Below are 18,223 nucleotides of genomic sequence, written 5' to 3' on the forward strand. Positions count from 1 at the left end.
GCCCGCCGCCTGACGGTCGATCTGCACGTCGAAGGTCGGCGCGCCGGACGTCTGTTCGGCACTCACGTCGCCAGCGCCGGGGATCGTGCGCATGACGGCGGCGATGCGCTTCGCCTGTTCGCTCATCGCGTCGAGGTCGTCGCCGTAAAGTTTGATCGCGACGTCGGCGCGAACGCCGGCGATCAGCTCGTTGAAGCGCATCTGGATCGGTTGCTGAATCTCTGTTCGGTTGCCGATCAGCGGCTTCATCCGCTCCTCGATGCGGCGAAGAATGTCCTCCTTGCTTTTCACCTCCGTCGGCCACTCGTTCTCCGGCTTGGGGATGACGTAGGTATCCGACGCATTGGGTGGCATCGGATCGGTGCCGAGGTCGGCGTTACCGTTCTTGGAGAAGACCAGCGCCACCTCCGGCAGCGTCTTCAATGCATTCTCGATCTGGAGCTGCATCTGCGTCGATTGGTCGATCGACGCAGATGGCACGCGGAAGTTGGTGACGGTTATGTCCTTCTCGTCGAGCTGCGGCATGAACTCCTCGCCGAGGAAGCCAAAGCTCAGCACGGCCGCGACGAACACGCCGACACCGCCCAGGATGAAGGGCATCGGGCGGGCGACAGCCCGGCCCAGCACGGGGGCGTAGCGTTCCTTGAACCAGCGGATCGGCTTCACTTCCGTCTCACTGACCCGGCCCTTGACGACGATCGCGATCATCGCGGGAACGAAGGTAAGCGACAGGACGAAAGCAGAGGCGAGCGCCACCATCAACGTGATCGCCATCGGCGCGAACGTCTTGCCCTCAACGCCCTGGAAGGTGAGCAGCGGCACGAAGACGAGGAAGATGATGAGCTGACCATAAACGGTCGGCCGCACCATCTCCTTGGCCGCGAGCGTCGTTTCCTCCATCCGCTCTTCGCGGGTGAGAAGCCGGCCTTCATGCTCCTGGCGTTCGGCGAGGCGGCGAAGCGCGTTCTCGACGATGATGACGGCGCCGTCGACGATCAACCCGAAATCGAGCGCGCCGAGGCTCATCAGATTGCCCGACACGCCCAGCCCGTTCATTCCTGCGGCCGTCATCAACATGGTAATCGGGATGACTGCGGCGGTGATGAGCGCAGCGCGGATGTTGCCGAGCAGCAGGAACAGCACGACGATGACGAGCAGCGCGCCTTCGGTCAGGTTCTTTTCCACCGTCGCGATCGTCGCGTTGACGAGCTTTGAGCGGTTATAGACCGGCTCGGCGAACACGTCGGGCGGCAGCGCCTTGTTGATCTGCGTCAGCTTCTCGGCGGCGTCTGTCGCGACGATGCGGCTGTTGTCGCCTACCAGCATCAGCACGGTCGAGATGACCGCTTCCGATCCCATGCGACTGCCGGAGCCGGTGCGGACCGCACCGCCGATCACCACCTGGCCCACGTCCTTGACGCGAACGGGGACGCCGTTGCGGGTCGCGACGACGGCTTCCTGAATGTCTTCGATCGACTTCAGACGAGCATCGGCGCGGACAAGGAAGCTCTCGCCAGCGCGGCGGACATAGTTCGACCCGGCGGAGAGGTTGGCCCGCTCCATCGCATCCGCCAGCTCCGTGACGGACAATCCATAGCTGGCGAGCGCGTTGAGGTTCGGCTCGATCAGATATTGCTTCACATAGCCGCCGTTGGAATCGACGCCGGCGACGCCGCGCACCGCCCGCATCTGCGGGCGGATGATCCAGTCCTGCACCGTGCGGAGATAGGCGGCCTTCGCCAGTTCGGTGGTCAGCCGCTCGCCCTCGGGGGTGAGGTAGCTGCCGTCCGACTGCCAGCCCGGTTTGCCGTCGACCGTCTTCAGGCCCTTGCCGTCGGGATGGCGGAAGGCGACCGAATAGAAGAAGATCTCGCCAAGCCCGGTGCTGAGCGGCGCGAGGATCGGCTGCGCGTTGGCGGGAAGGCTGTCGCGCGACTGTGCGAGCCGTTCCGTCACCTGCTGGCGCGCAAAGTAAATATCGGTGCGGTCGGTAAAGACCGCTGTCACCTGGCTGAAGCCATTGCGTGAGATGGAGCGGGTCATCTCAAGCCCTGGTATTCCGGCAAGCGCCGTCTCCACCGGGAACGTCACCTGCTTCTCGATGTCGACCGGCCCCAGCGTCGGCGCGAAGGTGCTGATCTGGACCTGCCGGTTGGTGACGTCGGGCACGGCGTCGATCGGCAGCTTGGTGATCTGCCAGAGGCCGAAGCCGATGACGACGAGGGTCAGGAAGGCGACAAGCCATCGCATCCGGACCGAAAGGGAGAGGATGCGGCCGATCATTCCGCCGACTCCTTCTCGATCTCGGCCTTGAGAAGGAAAGCGTTGGTGGTGGCGATCTGCGTGCCGGCGGCAAGGCCGCCGGTGATCGCCACCATCCCGCCCGATCGGCTGCCGATCTGAACCGGCTGCGCGCGGAAGCCCTGGCCGGTGCGGACGAACACCACGCTGTCGCTGCCAAGCGTCTGCACCGCGTCTTGCGGCACCATCACGCCGCTCTTTGCGGCCCCGCCACTGGCGAGGATGCGAGCCTGAACAAGCTGGCCCGGGGCAAGCGTGCTGCCGCCGGCGGTCGGCGTGACGACGACCGTCGCGGTCCGCGATTGCGGATCGACGACGCCGGTCGCCGAACGCACCCGCCCTTCTATCGTGCGACCGTCTGTGGTGGTCAGCTCTACCCTGTCGCCTTCTCGGACACGGCCAGCATCGGCAGGCGGGACGCTTGCGGTAATCTGAAGCCGGCTCGGATCGGCGACGCGGAACAGCTCGGTTTCAGCCGCGACGAACTGGCCGAGATTGGCACCGGCATTGGTAACGCGCCCCGAAACGGGGCTGACGACCGCAACCGATCGACCGTCGCCCGACACGCGAGCCGCGCCCGCGGCGGCGCTAGCCCGGCGAGCGTCGGCCTGGGCGACGGCAAGGTTGGCCTGTGCCGATTCATAGTCGGCGCGGGGTGTCACACCCTGCGCGAGCAAACCGCGCTCTCGTTCGAGCTGACGCGCGGCGAGGGTGACGCGCGCGGATGCGGCCGAGCGATCGGCTGCGATCTGCGAAGCATCGCGGCTCTCGACCAGAGCGAGCGTCTGGCCGGCTCGCACGGGATCGCCGATGCGGACCATGATACGGCTGACCGTGCCCGGTGCGCGCGCGGTCAGCACCGCCTCGGCGTCGGGCGTCGCCTCGACCGTAGCGGAGGCAAGGATCGCGGCGTCCAGCTCGCCGGAGGCCGCCGGGGCTACAGTGATCTGCGATGCCGAAAGTGCCTGCTGCGTCATCGCGACCGTGTTCGACGGCTTGGCTGGCGCTGCGGCCTCCGTAGGAGCAGGGGCAGGGGCGGGCGATTGGGTGAGGCGCGCAGCGCCGAACCCAAGCGCAGCGGCAGCGACCAGGCCAATGGCGGCGCCGGTGTAGAGACGATTTTTATCGGTCATTGCACCGCTTCTCCGGTGATGGTGAGGCCCTGCAGACGGGCCAGATTGGCGCGAGCGTCGAGGCGCGCTGCGGCGGCGTCGAGGATGACGCCACGGGCGACCCCGAGATTGTGACGCGCGGCAAGGAGTTCGATCAGCGGGCTTTTGCCCGCCTCGTAGGCCACGCGAGCGAGGCGATAGCCCTCTTGGGCGGTCGCCAACGTCCGCTGCGCGGCAGCGGCGCGAGCGTCGGCTGCCTCTACCAGTGCGAGACCAGCGCGTGTCCCCGCCTCGGCTTCGAGCCGGGCTGCTGCGGCACGCGCCTCGGCACCTTGCAGTTCGGCACGTGCCGCCGAGATGTTGCCCCGGTTGCGATCGAAGAGGGGCAGCGGGACGGATATGCCGGCAACGACGGCGGGGCCGCTCGCGACGCGAAGCTGGCGCACGCCGAGCTGCGCGGTGACGTTGGGGATGGCGAGGCGCTGTTGCACCGTCACCGCTCGCGCTGCGGCGTCCCGTTCGGCTTCTGCAACGCGCACCATCGTCGCCTGCATAGGGTCGATGGGGCCGAACGCCGGCTTGGCGTCGAGCCGATCCAAGAGTGATTCCGACAGGCCGGTGAAGGGGGTTGTAATACCGGCCAGCGCGGACAGGCGTGCCAGCGCGGCCGTCTTGAGGGCGCGCGCGTTTTCGAGGTCGGCCTGAAGCGTGTTGAGTTCTGTTTCAGCCTGCACCTGCCGGAGGCGGGCTTCCTTGCCAGCGCCGACCAAGGCGCGGGCCACCTTCAGGTCGTCGGTCGCCTCCTCAACTTCGTCCTCGGCAATAGCGATGCGCCGATCGGCGATCTCGGCGCCGGCATAGGCGCGTGCCAGCTCGGTCGCATAGACAAGGCGACCATCGCGATTGCGCGCCTGCGCCGCGACGATGCCGGCTTCACCGGCGGCGATCCGGGCTGATCGCTTGCCACCCAGCTCGATGGGCTGATCGATCTGGAACGTCGTTTGCTGCTGGTTGCGCGCGTTGCGATCGAGGTCGCCCGCGAAATTTTCGGCATAGACGTTGATCGACGGGTTAGGCCGCGCGCGAGCTTGCTCGGCAAGGCCCCGCGCGCGGGCGACGTCGGCTTCCAAGACCGTGACGCGGGGCACATCGCGCGTCTGGTTCAGAAGCTGTGCGAAAGGGGGCGCGGTCTGCGACCACGCTGCACCCGCGGGCCATAGCGCCGCGAGCGTGCCGGCCAGCGCAAGCACGCGCTGCCGGCGATAACTGCCGTTCATAATCCATAATCCTCCAGGGGTAAGTCTGTCGGCGCGTCACGCGCCGGCGAGACTCATCCGCGGGGAGGGCGCAGGAGCTTGGAAGGATCGATACCGCTCGCCAGCGATGTGGTGAGGATCGACCACGCGCGAGCGGCGACGATCGCCGGCACTTTCGCAGTCGTCGGCCCGTCGAAGGCGACCCAATGACCAGCGGCATGAGCGAGAACATGCACCGGACTGTCGCCGCCAGTCTGCTTGGCGGGAGCGTGATCGTTATGCTCGGCCGCAGCCGCATGGTCATGGTCATGGTCGACGGCGGCGACTTGCACGGGCACATGGTCATGGACCATCGCGCTGTGCCACGACGACGCCGCGACGAGGCCGAGCATGGCGACGAGCGCCAGCACGGCTCCGAACAGCGCGGAAGAGGAACGACGCATCGCCATCGTGCGCAGCGTAGGCGGACGTTGGGAACGGGGCAAGGAAATCACTTACCCGGCCATTTTGGATGGCGACGGTCGATCACATAGGGATGTTCGCCGTGGCTGTGGACCGCGAGATGCGGATCATCGGCGGCGAGGTCGCTATGTTCATGCGCGATCACGTCGGGGTCGTTCGCGGGCCATATACGGACGGCGACGAGGGTGCCGATCGCAGCAAGAACGGCCATCGCACCGAACGCCGCCTCCATTCCGACGCGAGCGCCGAGCTGGCCGACGAGCGGATAGCAGACCAGCCAGCAGACGTGGCTGAGTGCGAATTGTGCCGCGAACAATGCGGGGCGATCATCGGCGTTCGCCGACCGACGTAGCAGCCGTCCCGATGGCGTGACGCTCGCTGAATAGGCGACGCCCAGCACCAACCATCCGCCGAGCAGGACATGCCAGTAGGCCGGGCCTGGCTGCATGATGGCGGTGATCGCGGCGAGGGCCGCGAGCGCCAACGTCAGGATAGCGGCGGCGACCAGCATGACGGTCCGATCCGCAATCCGATCGAGGATACGAGGCAGGGTCAGCGCAGCGGTGATCGAGCCGCCCCCGAAGGCGGCGAGGGTCAACGCGACGTCGCGCTGGCTTAGGCCCATGCCTTTCACGATAACGACGGTGTTGACGATCACCATTGCGCTCGCGGCGGCAGCGGTGAGGGTCAGCGCCAGCAATCCGCGCAGGCGAGGCGTCGCGAGGTATATACGCGTGCCCCGCGTCGTCTTGTCGTAGATGCCGCCCTCGGCCTCAACCGGCGCCGGTCGGGGCAGGACGGTCGATACGACCAGCAGCGCCGACGCGACAAAGCCTATCGCGGTGCCCGAGAACAGCCAGTGGTAGCTCATCACCGTCAAAAGACCGGCCGCGAGGATCGGGCTCGTCAGGCTCTCCATGTCATAGGCGAGGCGGGACAGGGACAGCGCGCGGGTATAGTCGCGTTCCTCCGGGAGGACGTCCGGGATCGTAGCCTGAAAGGTTGGCGTGAACGCGGCCGATGCCGATTGCAGGACGAAGATCAAGATATAGACCTGCCAGACTTGGTTCACGAACGGCAGGCAAATGGCGACACCGGCGCGGATCACGTCCATTCCGACCAGCAAGGCACGGCGTGGCACGCGATTGGCGAACGCGCCGGCGATCGGCGCGACGCCGATATAGGCGACCATCTTAATCGCAAGCGCAGTCCCCAGCACCGCCCCGGCACTGCCGCCAGCTATGTCGTAAGCGAGCAAGCCGAGCGCGACCGTCGCCAGTCCCGTTCCTACAAGCGCGATGATCTGCGCGAGGAAAAGGTGCCGATACGTGCGGTTGGCGAGGACACTGAGCATGATCGCGCTATATCCCCCCGGGGGATCGAGTCTATCCCCCCTGGGGGATACTCGACAGCAGCCCCTCACGCGCACTAAATAAGGGGATGGCCCATCACGCTCACACCAGCCACCCCGCAATCGTCAAACGGCTCAACCGCGTCGCTGGTCATCTGCGTAGCATCGTCGGCATGATCGAAGAGGAGCGCCCCTGCGTCGATATTGCGCAACAGCTTCAAGCGGTCGAAAACGCCATCGCCAGCGCCAAGCGCGCGCTCATCAACGATCATATCGACCATTGCCTAGTCCATGCCGAAGAAGGTGAGGGGACCAAGGCGGCGGTGGAGCAGTTCCGCGCGATCTCAAAATACTGGTGATGCGCCGCGCGGCGAGGGGTGTGCCACGTGGCACACCTCCTGAAGACCGCTACCGGGCGCATTAGGCCCAGATCGCTTCCTGATCCCAGCCTTCGAGAAACCCGCCCTGCGCGGCGCTGGCGAATGGCATTTCGGGGAAGGAAAGCCAATGTGCTTTCATCCGGCCACTCCACGATGTGCCCGGATTGATCCGCTTGGCGAGATAGGAGGCAACTGCCGCCGCGCCATAGACACGGTTCCGCTGCACGACGTCGTTGCCGATATGGACCATGCGCGGCGCCTCGAACGCTTTGGGCACCTGGGGCTGGTTGATGATGCCGGTATTCCACAGCCGGGAATGATGCGCGCTGATGTTGCGCACGAAGGCAAGGCTCTTGATCCAGCTCACCAGCGTGTCGGGGAGCAGATTATAGCGTTTTGCGATGGCGAAACGGTCGTTGGGATGCGCCATTTCGAGCAGCCAGGATAGCGTTCCAAAATCCCATGCCTCGACAGCCATCCAGATCGGCATTGGCGGCGTGTAGGTATTGTAGAACTCCGACACCCAATCGTCTTTACAGCGGTCGACGGAATCGTCCGCCTTCGCCAACCAGCACAGGTGCCGGGTCGTGCCTTTAAAATTAGCGTTCGCACGATTGGGATCGAGGTAGGCGACCGATCGATGGGCGAACAGGTCACGATTCCCGAGCGCATGGGCGAGATCGACGCGCAGCGCGACTTCGATCCGTTCGATGGCATCGAGGAAGAGCAAGCGGAGCTGCTTGTCGAAGAGATAGAGATCGACGGCATGGCGAAACTCGGCACCGGCTTGAAACTGGTCGGTGCGAATGGTGCGCGTGGCATCGTCGGGATCGGGGATGCGCTCTTGCAGCGGTTGCCAATAGGGCGACAGGCGACCGTAGCCGATTCGCTCAAGATGGCGGATGGCTTTGGCTTGGTCGGTGACGCCCAAACCGCGGCCTTCAAGGAGGGCGAGCTGGTCGGCGAAGCTGAGATGGGGTTTGGCGTAGGGCGGAAGCATCGCCCCAGATATGAAGAAGGCCGCCCCTTGATGCCATAGGCAACAGCGGGGACGGCCATGTTGTCCTCTATCTAGATGTTCGGGTCTGAGGATTCAATTAAAAATTGACGGCGGGTCGCCGCGTGACCGCTCGGGCGAGGCAAACGCGCTCCGACAAATTTTGGGGGAGGCAAATCTGTCTCCGCCCTATATGCTTCCTTATCCTGATTACACGGTATCGTGTTTACGGGCTCACTGTGCTTCGTGAGACATTGGTGCCTCCCTCACTAGGGACAACAATGTCTCCGAGTGGGCGACGTTTTTGTCTCCCCACCCCCTCTGGAAATGGTGCGCGAATGTGCTATTTCCACCATCATGAGCAAGCAACCCGACGATACCACAAAGGAGGCAGGATCGAACGTCTTTTCGATCGCGGCGGTGGCGAAGCCGAAGAAGCGGAAGGACAAGTGGCCGGATGCCGTCCTGTCGCGTGGCTACAGCATGATCCCGTCGATCCTGTTGTGGGGCCAGGCCAAGATGGGTCTGAAGCCTGACGAGTTGAACGTGCTGCTTCAGCTCATCAGCCATTGGTGGTCGGCCGATCACGATCCGCATCCTGCCAAGGACACGATCGCCCGCCGTATGGGCAAGGACGCACGGACGGTTCAGCGGCACCTGACCGCGTTGGAGACGAAGGGTTTCATCAAACGGGTCGAGCGCTTCAAGCGGCACAAGGGCCAGGACAGCAATGGCTACGATCTGTCCGGACTGATCGCCAAGCTGGAGACGATCGCGCCGGAGTTCGAGAAGGTGACGGATCAGAACAAGCGCCGACGCGCGAAGGCTGAGACGAAAACGGCATAGGTTTCAAGGATCGCGCGCCGCGAAAGCGGCGTGTGGGGCCGGTCAGTCCAAGGCCGGTTCGGAACGTAGGGATTGGCGCTTCGGGCAGAAGCATGGCCCCCTTCCAAAAGGGGTAATGACGCCGCCAATCCCTACGCTCGCTGATTTAGCACAGCGGGGCGCTGACCCCAAACCCCGGGGAAGCTCATGAGCTATACCGAAGAGACACGCCAATCGACCTGCCCTTCATGCGGCAAGCTCAACCATGTCATCGTGGCCTATGCCGGGGACTATCGGGCGTCACCTCAAGCTTTGTACGCTGAACAACGATTTTTCGGACATAATGTGAACATTGGTGTCAGGCAGCGGCGCGAAGGTACTGGTAGAGGGTTTCGCGGCTGATGCCCATGTCGCGCGCGATGGTCGCCTTGCGTTCACCGGCGGCAACGCGGCGGTGCAGATCGGCAATCATCTCATCCGAGAGCGACCGTTTCCGCCCCCGATAGGCGCCGCGCTGCCGAGCGATCGCAATGCCTTCGCGTTGCCGTTCGCGGATCAGGGCGCGCTCGAACTCAGCAAACGCACCCATGACCGAGAGCATCAGATTGGCCATCGGGGAGTCCTCCCCCGAGAAGGACAGGCTTTCCTTCTCAAACTCGATCCGGATACCTCGCTTGGTGAGGCCCTGGACCAGCTTGCGCAGGTCATCCAGATTGCGGGCCAACCGATCCATGCTGTGGACGACGACGGTATCGCCTTCGCGGGCGAAAGTGAGCAGAGCCTCAAGCTGGGGGCGGTTGACGTCCTTGCCCGATGCCTTGTCGGTGAAGGTCCGATCGAGCGACTGACCTTCCAATTGGCGATCCACATTCTGATCGAACGTGCTGACCCGGACATAGCCGATCCGTTGCCCCTTCACTGCGCACTCTCTCCATCAAAATGTCAGGTTGAAATCTATGATACGCAACGACATTCGTCAACAAATTCCGTTTAGTACCCTAATCTGACAGAAACCGCGGTAGCGCCCTGACGTCCGGTTAGGCTATACTCCAAGCTGACATCACAAAATCAAATCCCTCAAAGATGGCGTCAATTGCCTTGATGGGGTAAAAACTGGAGTGCTTCCAGGATGGGACATTCGGCAACGTCATCTCCAGTGCATCTGGCTAACGTGGTCGCCAGCGTCACCTCTATCTTCTGCAAATCTGCAATGCGGCGGCGGACATCTTCAAGGTGGAGTTCGGTTCTCGCCATAACCTCCGCGCAGGTTTGTGCACCGGTATCGGTGAGCGACAACAATGACCGTATCTCATCCATTGCATAGCCAAGGTCGCGCGCGCGCAGGATGAACTGCAACCTTTGCACCAGTTCCGGCGAATAGACGCGGTAGCCGTTGGAACTGCGAGGCGGCCCCGGCAGCAATCCCACCTTCTCGTAATAGCGGATGGTTTCGAGATTGCAGCCTGTTTTCCGGGCAAGCTGGGCACGCAAGATGCCGACCTGTTGCTCCATGAAAATACCTCTTGAGTCTGTAGTGGCTACAGAGCCTACACTGCGAATCACTCAGTTGGAACAAGGGATTCAAGCCATGGTCTCAACGCCGGAAGCGGGACAGCCAGCCCTCACCGAAAACCACGAGCCGAAGCAGGCAAACTGGGTTGCGGCGGGCGCATTGATCGGCGCGGGGCTCGCCTCGGCTTGCTGCGTCGTCCCGCTACTGTTGGTTATGCTCGGAATTTCCGGCGCGTGGATCGCCAACCTGACGGCGCTCGAACCTTACAAGCCCTACGTCGCAGGCGTAACGCTCGCGCTGCTCGGCTACGGCTTCTGGCATGTCTATTTCAAGCCGAAACCGCCCTGTGAAGACGGTTCCTACTGCGCTCGTCCACAATCGGCTTGGACCACCAAGGCGGTGCTGTGGCTGGGCCTTGCCGTCGCCATCCTGGCGCTCACCATCGACTGGTGGGCACCCTGGTTCTATTGAAAGGAAATACCCATGAAAAAGACAGTATGTATCGCTATGGCCGTGCTGGCTATGGCTGGCGGCGGGGTCGCCTATGCAGTTAGTGGCACGGCGCAAGATCGCCCCGCGGCTACCGCAACCGCTCAGAAGCAAACCACCTTTGCCATAGAGAACATGACCTGCGCCACCTGCCCGATCACCGTGAAGAAGGCGATGGAAGGCGTCGCCGGGGTAACGGCGGTCACGGTCGATTTCGCAGCCAAGACCGCGCGCGCAACCTATGACCCGCGCCGCACCAATGCTGCTGCGATTGCCGCTGCATCAACCAACGCGGGTTATCCGGCGCGCGCTATTCAAAACTGAGCGGGGCGCCGCCAGCGCCTCAAGAAAGCGATAAGCAATGAACGACTGTTGCAACCGCCCCGGGCAGGAAGGATTTGACGTGGCCGTCATCGGCGCGGGTTCTGCCGGGTTCTCCGCCGCGATCGCCGCTGCCGATCTGGGCGCGAAAGTGGCGCTCGTCGGTCACGGCACGATTGGCGGCACCTGTGTCAATGTTGGCTGCGTTCCTTCCAAGACGCTGATCCGCGCCGCCGAAGCGGTGCATGGTGGGCTTGCCGCCGCGCGCTTTCCCGGCCTTGGGGGCGCTGTCCAGATGGATGACTGGTCCGTATTGGCGGCGTCGAAGGACGATCTTGTCACGACGCTGCGCCAAAAAAAATATGTCGATCTGCTGCCCGCCTATGACGGTGTGAGCTATATCGAGGGCAAGGCACGCTTTGCCGATGGTGCGCTGATTGTCGGCGATGCGCCCATGAAGGTCGGCAAGGTCATATTGGCGATGGGTGCGCACGCCGCCGTGCCGCCGATTCCGGGGATGGACAGCGTGCCCTACCTAACCAGCACATCGGCGCTGGCGCTGGATCGCTTGCCCAAATCGCTGCTGGTGATCGGTGGCGGGGTGATCGGGGTAGAACTGGGACAGATGTTTTCGCGTCTGGGCGTTGCTGTCACCATCTGCTGCCGAAGCCGCCTGCTCCCCGAAATGGACCCGGAAGTGAGTGCCGCGCTGAAAAACTATTTGGAAGCCGAGGGCGTGCGGGTTTGCGCAGGTGTCGGCTATCAGCGTATCGCCCAAACACAGAGCGGGGTCGAATTGACCTGCGAGGGGCATTGTGACACCGTCGCGGCGGAACAGGTGCTCATCGCCACCGGACGCCGACCCAATAGCGACGGGCTTGGGCTGGAGGAGCGCGGCATAGTGCTTGCCCGTAATGGTGGAATCGTCGTCGATGACCACCTCGAAACGTCGGTTCCAGGCATTTACGCGGCGGGCGATGTAACGGGACGGGACCAGTTCGTCTACATGGCCGCCTATGGCGCAAAACTGGCCGCGCGCAACGCGGTGACGGGCAACCAATACCGCTACGACAATTCCTCCATGCCATCCGTCGTCTTCACCGACCCGCAAGTCGCCAGCGCCGGCCTCACTGAAACGACAGCACGGGCGCAAGGCCTGGACATCAAGGTTTCGCTGCTCCCGCTCGATGCTGTGCCAAGGGCACTGGCAGCACGCGATACGCGGGGTCTCATCAAACTGATTGCCGACAAGGCGAACGACCGTTTGCTGGGCGGCCAGATCATGGCACCCGAAGGCGCGGATTCGATCCAGACACTGGTGCTGGCGATCAAACACGGCATGACCACCCTGGAATTGGGTGCAACGATATTTCCTTACCTGACCACTGTGGAAGGCCTCAAACTGGCGGCCCAAACGTTTGATAAGGATGTCGCCAAACTGTCTTGCTGCGCCGGGTGATTGCTCGGGGATCAACCGGCAACGAATGGCCTCCCTCCAGTGCAAGCCGCTTTGGTGTCAATTTTGTTATTCGCCTCAGCGGGAGAGCAAAATGGCACGACGCCGACTTCTGACCGGAGACGAGCGCCGGCGCCTGTTCGATCCTCCTGTCCAAGAAACCGCGATCATTGGGCATTATACCCTTTCTGCGGAAGATGTTGAATTGGTTGGGCGCCGCTATGGTCCAGCAAATCGCCTCGGTCTGGCTGCACAAATCGCTTTGATGCGACATCCCGGCTTTGGTCTGCAACCCGAGATCGGGCTTCCCGACGTCATTCTTCAGTACCTCGCGGCACAGTTATTCGTCGATCCTTCCTCCTTCTCTGCATATGGTCAGCGCGCGCAAACCCGTACCGATCATGCCGATCTCGTGGCGCGTTATCTTGGCATACGCCCGTTTCGACGCGGCGACCTGGCACTTGCCCTGAATCTTGCCGCGCAAGCCGCCGAGTATACAGACAGAGGTGAACCGATTGTTCGCGCCCTCATGGTTGGCCTGAAGGGTGAGCGGTTCATTCTTCCGTCGGGCGACACACTGGAACGCGCCGGTCTTGCTGGCCGGGCACGCGCACGCAAAGCTGCCGCAGCCGCAATCGTCGAAGGCCTCAGCTCTGCTGAACTGACACGGCTAGACGAACTCGTAATCAACAACCCGGATTTCGGCATGACACCGCTGGCGTGGTTGCGTAATTTCGAAGAAGCCCCGACTGCGGCCAATATCAATGGCTTGCTTGAGCGCCTGCGCTATGTTCGCGGCATAGGTATCCACCCGGTAGTTGGGGGCGCCATTCCGGAATTCCGCTTTGCCCAATTTGTCCGCGAGGGCGGCGTGGCACCGGCATTCCTGCTTTCGGATTACAGCGTCAATCGCAGGCGGGCGACGTTGACGGCCGCAGTGATCGACCTTGAGGCCAGACTTGCCGATGCCGCGATCCAAATGTTTGACCGACTTATCGGCGGCATGTTCACGCGCGCGCGGCGTGGGCGCGAGCGTCGCTACCAAGATAGTATTCAGTCGGTGGGGCAACTCATGCGGCTGTTTGGCGCCACGATTACAGCACTTGATGAGGCTGTCCAGAATGGCGGCGATCCGCTCGAATTGATTGACGAAGCGGTGGGCTGGCACCGGCTTGTTGCGGCAAAGGCCCAAGTAGATGCCCTTGCTGATCTTGCCGGCGAGGACGCACTGGTAACGGCAACCGAGCGTTACGCCACGCTACGGCGTCTCAGCCCGGCATTTCTGGACACCTTCACCTTCAAGGCGTCTGGAACAGGGACGGCACTGATCAAAGCCATCGATGTCATTCGCGATGCGAACACACGAAAGTCGCGCGACCTTCCCGATGGCGTTCCACTGCCATTCCCCAATCGGCAGTGGAAGCGTCTCATCACCGAAAGCGGCCGTATCGACCGCCGACGTTATGAAATTGCGATCATGGCAACCTTGCGTGATCGTTTGCGCGCCGGTGATGTATGGATCGAGGGAACCCGCAACTATCAGCGCTTCGATGCCTATTTGCTGGGTCGGCGCGACGCCGCCAAAGTGGCGGATGTGCTTCCGTTCGATTCAAATGCTGCATCCTACCTCGCTGACCGGGCACGAAATCTTGACTGGCGGCTGCGCCGATTTGCCAAGCAGTTGAAAACAAACAAGCTTGAGGGAGTGTCGCTCGAACGAGACCGGCTCAAGCTTCAGCAAATGCCGCCTGTCACCCCACCGGAAGCTGAAGCCCTCGATCGCAAGCTCGATACCCTGCTTCCCCGCGTGCGCATCACCGAGCTGCTGCTTGAAGTCGCCGAACGCACTGGTTTTTTGAACGCATTCCGTGACCTGCGCTCAGGCAAGGAGCACGACAACCCCAGCACGGTACTCGCCGCAATTCTGGCTGATGGCACCAACCTCGGGCTGGAGCGGATGGCCAATGCCAGCGAAGGCGTCAGCTATGCCCAACTCGCATGGACCCACAACTGGTATCTTTCACCCGAGAACTATCAGGCCGCGCTGGCCATGATCATCTCAGCCCATCACGAATTACCCTTCGCGCGGCATTGGGGCGCTGGCACCAGTTCGTCGTCCGATGGCCAGTTCTTCCGGTCGGGGCGGAGCCGTTCAGGGGCGGCGGACGTCAATGCCAAATATGGCGCCGAACCTGGCGTGAAAATCTATTCTCACCTTTCCGATCACTTCGCATCATTCGGATCACGGATCATGTCCGCGACGGCAGGTGAAGCGCCTTACGTGCTCGACGGGCTTGTCCTGGGCGCCGGCAACCTTCCGTTGCATGAGCACTATACCGATACCGGCGGCGCCACCGATCATGTTTTCGCACTCTGCCACCTACTCGGGTTCCGCTTCGCGCCCCGGCTGCGCGATATTGGCGACCGCAAGCTGGGTTCGATCGCTGCGCCATCGACATACAAGGGCATCAAAAATCTGATGGGCCGCACCATCAAAACGGCAGCGATCGAGGCCGATTGGGATGACATCGTCAGGATTGTCGCCTCAATCAAGGATGGCACGGTGGCGCCGTCAGTAATCTTGCGAAAACTTGCCGCCTACAAACGCCAGAACAGGCTGGATTTTGCATTGGCTGAACTGGGCCGTATCGAGCGCACTTTGTTCACGCTCGATTGGCTTGAACAACCGGAACTGCGACGTGCCTGTCAGGCCGGTCTCAACAAAGGCGAGGCGAGGCACACGCTTGCCGCCGCCATCTATACCAACCGGCAGGGTCGGTTCACCGATCGCTCGCTGGAAAATCAGGAATTTCGCGCATCTGGGCTGAACCTGCTGATTGCGGCGATTTCCTACTGGAACACGGTCTATCTCGACCGGGCCGCCCAGCACCTCAACGCTGTCGGCACGACGTTCGATGCGGCACTGCTTGCGCACCTTTCTCCGATGGGCTGGGCGCACATCAGTCTGACCGGCGATTACCTCTGGGAGCAGGCCAGGCGACTTCCAGCAGGTGAATTCCACCCACTCAACGAGCCAATGGCGCGGTTGAAGCGTGTAGCGTAGCCCATGTTCCGCTTATGTCCGAGAAATCGTTGTCTGGCGAACAAACCTTGAGGTGACGCCTGGTAGCCGCAACAGGGTCGCTGCTTGTCGCATCAACCAAGCCCTGGCCCCAACCATCCCGGCCAACGACCGGTAAGGCAGGGTATACGGGGCTGGACACACCAAGCATATCCATTATGCTGGATATATGGAAAACGAGGATGCCATCTCGGCGCTGGGTGCTCTTGCACAAGGAACGCGCCTTGACACGTTCCGCCTCTTGGTACGGCACGAACCGGGCGGCCTGGCGGCAGGGGAGATCGCGCGTCAGCTCGACGTGCCGCAAAACACCATGTCGGCGCATCTCGGCATCCTCGCGCGCGCTGGCCTGGTCCGCTCCGAACGGCACAGCCGCTCGATCATCTACCGTGCCGATCTGGACGGCCTGCGCGCGCTGACGCTGTTCCTCGTCAAGGATTGCTGCGCCGGCAATGCGGAGCTGTGCGCGCCGCTCGTCGCCGAACTTACCCCCTGCTGCTGAAAGGACGCCCCGTGGCCGTCGATCTTATCATCTACCACAACCCCGAGTGCGGCACGTCGCGCAACACGCTGGCGATGATCCGCAATGCCGGCATCGAGCCGCATGTGGTCGAATATCTGAAAACCCCGCCCGCCCGCGCGTTGCTGGTCGAGCTGATCGAGCGCGCCGGCATGGCGCCGCGCGAGCTGCTGCGCGAGAAGGGGACACCCTATGCGGAGCTGGGCCTGGGCGACACGTCGCTGACCGACGATGCGCTGGTGGACGCGATGATGGCGCATCCGATCCTCATCAACCGGCCGCTGGTCGTCTCCCCGCTCGGCGTGAAGCTCTGTCGGCCGTCCGAAGCCGTGCTCGATCTGCTGCCAAGCGACCAGCTCGGCGCGTTCGCCAAGGAAGACGGTGAACAGGTGGTCGATGCTACGGGCCAGCGCGTCGCCTGATGCTTCTTGCCGTCCTGATCTTCGTCGCGACGATCGCGCTCGTCATCTGGCAACCCAGGGGTCTCGGGATCGGATGGAGCGCGATGGGCGGGGCCGTCGTGGCGCTGCTCGCGGGCGTGGTCACGCTGTCCGATGTCCCGGTGGTGTGGGACATCGTCTGGAACGCGACGGCCGCGTTCGTCGCGATCATCGTCATCAGCCTGCTGCTCGATGAAGCCGGGTTCTTCGAATGGGCGGCGCTCCATGTCGCCCGCTGGGGCAGGGGGCATGGTCGCCGGCTGTTCGTCCTGATCGTGCTGCTCGGCGCGGCGGTGTCCGCGCTGTTCGCTAATGACGGCGCGGCGCTGATCCTGACGCCGATCGTCATCGCCATGCTGCGCGCGCTGGGGTTCAAGGACAAGGCGACGCTGGCGTTCGTCATGGCGGCGGGATTCATCGCCGACACCGCCAGCCTGCCGCTGGTCGTCTCGAACCTCGTCAACATCGTGTCGGCCGACTTCTTCAAGATCGGGTTCGGCGAATACGCGACCGTGATGGTGCCGGTCGACCTCGTGTCGATCGCGGCCACGCTGGGCGCGCTGTTGCTATTCTTCCGGCGCGACATACCGGCGGACTATGACGTGAGGGCGCTGCGTGCGCCGCGTGACGCGATCCGCGATGCCGCGACGTTCCGCGCGGGCTGGATCGTTCTTGCGCTGCTGCTCGCCGGCTTCTTCCTGCTCGAACCGCTTGGCGTGCCGGTCAGCGCCGTGGCCGCTGCCGGCGCGATCCTGCTGCTGGTGATCGCGGGGAGGGGCCATGTGATCCCAACGGCCAAAGTGCTGCGCGGCGCACCCTGGCAGGTCGTGATCTTCTCGCTCGGCATGTACCTCGTCGTCTATGGCCTGCGGAACGCCGGGCTGACCGACCATCTGGCGGCGTTGCTCAATCGCACGGCGCAAGGCGGTGTGTGGGGCGCGGCGCTGAGTACGGGCGTGATCGCGGCCGTCCTGTCGTCGGTGATGAACAACATGCCGACCGTGCTGGTGGGCGCGCTGTCGATCGACGCCACCCACGCCACGGGCGCGATCAAGGAAGCGATGATCTACGCCAACGTGATCGGCTGCGATCTCGGCCCCAAGCTGACGCCGATCGGGTCGCTCGCGACGCTGCTGTGGCTCCACGTCCTCGGGCAAAAGGGCGTCCGGATCGGATGGGGCTATTACTTCCGGGTGGGCGTCACGCTTACCGTGCCGGTCCTGCTTGTCACGCTCGCGGCGCTGGCATTGAGGATCACGATCGGATGACGGCACTGATCTACACCGGCGCCGCGCTCGCGGAGATTGCCGGATGCTTCGCCTTCTGGGCGTGGCTACGCATGGGGAAGTCGCCCTTGTGGTTGGCTCCCGGCGTTGTCTCGCTGATCCTGTTTGCATGGCTTTTGACCCGCGTGGAAAGCGATGCGGCAGGTCGCGCCTTCGCCGCTTATGGCGGCATCTACATCTGTGCCTCGTTGCTGTGGCTATGGGGCGTCGAAGGCGTAAGGCCAGATCGATGGGACGTGGGTGGCGCCGCGCTCTGCCTTATCGGAACCTGTGTCATTCTGCTCGGGCCGCGTGGGGCCTGATGAAGCTGACTGCCACACCTCTCCGTCCCGGTGAACTCGCCGGCCTGGCAGAGGCTCTCGATGTCGCGAACCTGCCGAACGCCGATCTCGCCGATCCAGGCCACCTGTTCTTCCGGTTCAAGGCCGATGG

At 63.2% G+C, this 18,223-nt stretch carries 18 protein-coding genes; 10 read left to right on the forward strand and 8 right to left on the reverse strand.

The genetic code is table 11. The features are described from left to right. The 5 genes from ACFSC3_RS00005 to ACFSC3_RS00025 form a co-directional block, all read right to left on the reverse strand. Positions 1-2,283, reverse strand: a 2,283-nt coding sequence (locus ACFSC3_RS00005) for an efflux RND transporter permease subunit (RefSeq protein WP_380937504.1), incomplete at its 3' end; no start/stop codon positions are given. Continuing rightward, a complete protein-coding gene (locus ACFSC3_RS00010) occupies positions 2,280-3,434 on the reverse strand; it encodes an efflux RND transporter periplasmic adaptor subunit (protein ID WP_380937506.1) in 1,155 nt (384 codons plus the stop codon). The genes ACFSC3_RS00010 and ACFSC3_RS00005, both read right to left, overlap by 4 nt. Then, positions 3,431-4,690 (reverse strand): TolC family protein, encoded by a 1,260-nt coding sequence (locus tag ACFSC3_RS00015; protein WP_042469198.1) that lies wholly within the window; start codon positions 4,688-4,690, stop codon positions 3,431-3,433. Before ACFSC3_RS00015 ends, ACFSC3_RS00010 begins: the two co-directional genes overlap by 4 nt. A gap of 53 nt (positions 4,691-4,743) precedes the next feature. Continuing rightward, positions 4,744-5,118, reverse strand: coding sequence for a hypothetical protein (locus ACFSC3_RS00020; RefSeq protein ID WP_061780292.1), 375 nt, complete (start codon positions 5,116-5,118; stop codon positions 4,744-4,746). Positions 5,119-5,159: 41 nt separating this feature from the next. Further along, entirely contained in the window at positions 5,160-6,485 is a 1,326-nt protein-coding gene (locus ACFSC3_RS00025) for an MFS transporter (RefSeq protein WP_061780291.1), read from the reverse strand. A gap of 86 nt (positions 6,486-6,571) precedes the next feature. Between ACFSC3_RS00025 and ACFSC3_RS00030 the strand changes: the two genes are divergently transcribed. Continuing rightward, the gene (locus ACFSC3_RS00030; RefSeq protein ID WP_042469202.1) at positions 6,572-6,841 is read left to right on the forward strand and encodes a metal-sensing transcriptional repressor; all 270 of its coding nucleotides are present in this window, start codon (positions 6,572-6,574) and stop codon (positions 6,839-6,841) included. A 61-nt stretch (positions 6,842-6,902) separates the two neighbouring features. Here ACFSC3_RS00030 and ACFSC3_RS00035 read toward each other — a convergent pair whose 3' ends face one another. After that, a complete protein-coding gene (locus ACFSC3_RS00035) occupies positions 6,903-7,862 on the reverse strand; it encodes an Abi family protein (RefSeq protein WP_066485708.1) in 960 nt (319 codons plus the stop codon). Between the two features lie 354 nt (positions 7,863-8,216). Between ACFSC3_RS00035 and ACFSC3_RS00040 the strand changes: the two genes are divergently transcribed. Further along, positions 8,217-8,705, forward strand: a complete 489-nt coding sequence (locus ACFSC3_RS00040) for a helix-turn-helix domain-containing protein (protein ID WP_061780290.1) — start codon at positions 8,217-8,219, stop codon at positions 8,703-8,705. 337 nt (positions 8,706-9,042) lie between these two features. On the opposite strand, the gene ACFSC3_RS00045 is transcribed toward ACFSC3_RS00040, so the two are convergent. Both ACFSC3_RS00045 and ACFSC3_RS00050 read right to left on the reverse strand, forming a co-directional pair. Continuing rightward, a complete protein-coding gene (locus ACFSC3_RS00045) occupies positions 9,043-9,603 on the reverse strand; it encodes a recombinase family protein (RefSeq protein WP_004213255.1) in 561 nt (186 codons plus the stop codon). Positions 9,604-9,773: 170 nt separating this feature from the next. Then, a complete protein-coding gene (locus tag ACFSC3_RS00050; RefSeq protein ID WP_014072603.1) occupies positions 9,774-10,196 on the reverse strand; it encodes a MerR family transcriptional regulator in 423 nt (140 codons plus the stop codon). A 76-nt stretch (positions 10,197-10,272) separates the two neighbouring features. Between ACFSC3_RS00050 and ACFSC3_RS00055 the strand changes: the two genes are divergently transcribed. The 8 genes from ACFSC3_RS00055 (at position 10,273) to ACFSC3_RS00090 (ending at position 18,093) form a co-directional block, all read left to right on the forward strand. Beyond that, the gene (locus ACFSC3_RS00055) at positions 10,273-10,668 is read left to right on the forward strand and encodes a mercuric transporter MerT family protein (protein ID WP_014072602.1); all 396 of its coding nucleotides are present in this window, start codon (positions 10,273-10,275) and stop codon (positions 10,666-10,668) included. A 12-nt stretch (positions 10,669-10,680) separates the two neighbouring features. After that, positions 10,681-11,010, forward strand: coding sequence for a heavy-metal-associated domain-containing protein (locus tag ACFSC3_RS00060; RefSeq protein WP_082052513.1), 330 nt, complete (start codon positions 10,681-10,683; stop codon positions 11,008-11,010). Between the two features lie 79 nt (positions 11,011-11,089). Further along, the gene (gene merA, locus ACFSC3_RS00065; RefSeq protein WP_465270245.1) at positions 11,090-12,466 is read left to right on the forward strand and encodes a mercury(II) reductase; all 1,377 of its coding nucleotides are present in this window, start codon (positions 11,090-11,092) and stop codon (positions 12,464-12,466) included. Positions 12,467-12,557: 91 nt separating this feature from the next. Then, positions 12,558-15,527, forward strand: coding sequence for a Tn3 family transposase (locus tag ACFSC3_RS00070; RefSeq protein ID WP_061780289.1), 2,970 nt, complete (start codon positions 12,558-12,560; stop codon positions 15,525-15,527). A gap of 187 nt (positions 15,528-15,714) precedes the next feature. Continuing rightward, positions 15,715-16,047, forward strand: coding sequence for an ArsR/SmtB family transcription factor (locus ACFSC3_RS00075; RefSeq protein ID WP_288249136.1), 333 nt, complete (start codon positions 15,715-15,717; stop codon positions 16,045-16,047). Between the two features lie 11 nt (positions 16,048-16,058). Continuing rightward, entirely contained in the window at positions 16,059-16,487 is a 429-nt protein-coding gene (gene arsC, locus ACFSC3_RS00080) for an arsenate reductase (glutaredoxin) (RefSeq protein WP_288249137.1), read from the forward strand. After that, positions 16,487-17,773, forward strand: coding sequence for an arsenic transporter (locus ACFSC3_RS00085; RefSeq protein ID WP_288249138.1), 1,287 nt, complete (start codon positions 16,487-16,489; stop codon positions 17,771-17,773). The genes arsC and ACFSC3_RS00085 overlap by 1 nt, the downstream gene beginning before the upstream one ends. Continuing rightward, positions 17,770-18,093 (forward strand): YnfA family protein, encoded by a 324-nt coding sequence (locus ACFSC3_RS00090; RefSeq protein ID WP_288249139.1) that lies wholly within the window; start codon positions 17,770-17,772, stop codon positions 18,091-18,093. Before ACFSC3_RS00085 ends, ACFSC3_RS00090 begins: the two co-directional genes overlap by 4 nt. Positions 18,094-18,223: the final 130 nt, after the last annotated feature.

This window comes from Sphingomonas floccifaciens (assembly GCF_042681125.1).
Classification (GTDB): domain Bacteria; phylum Pseudomonadota; class Alphaproteobacteria; order Sphingomonadales; family Sphingomonadaceae; genus Sphingomonas; species Sphingomonas floccifaciens.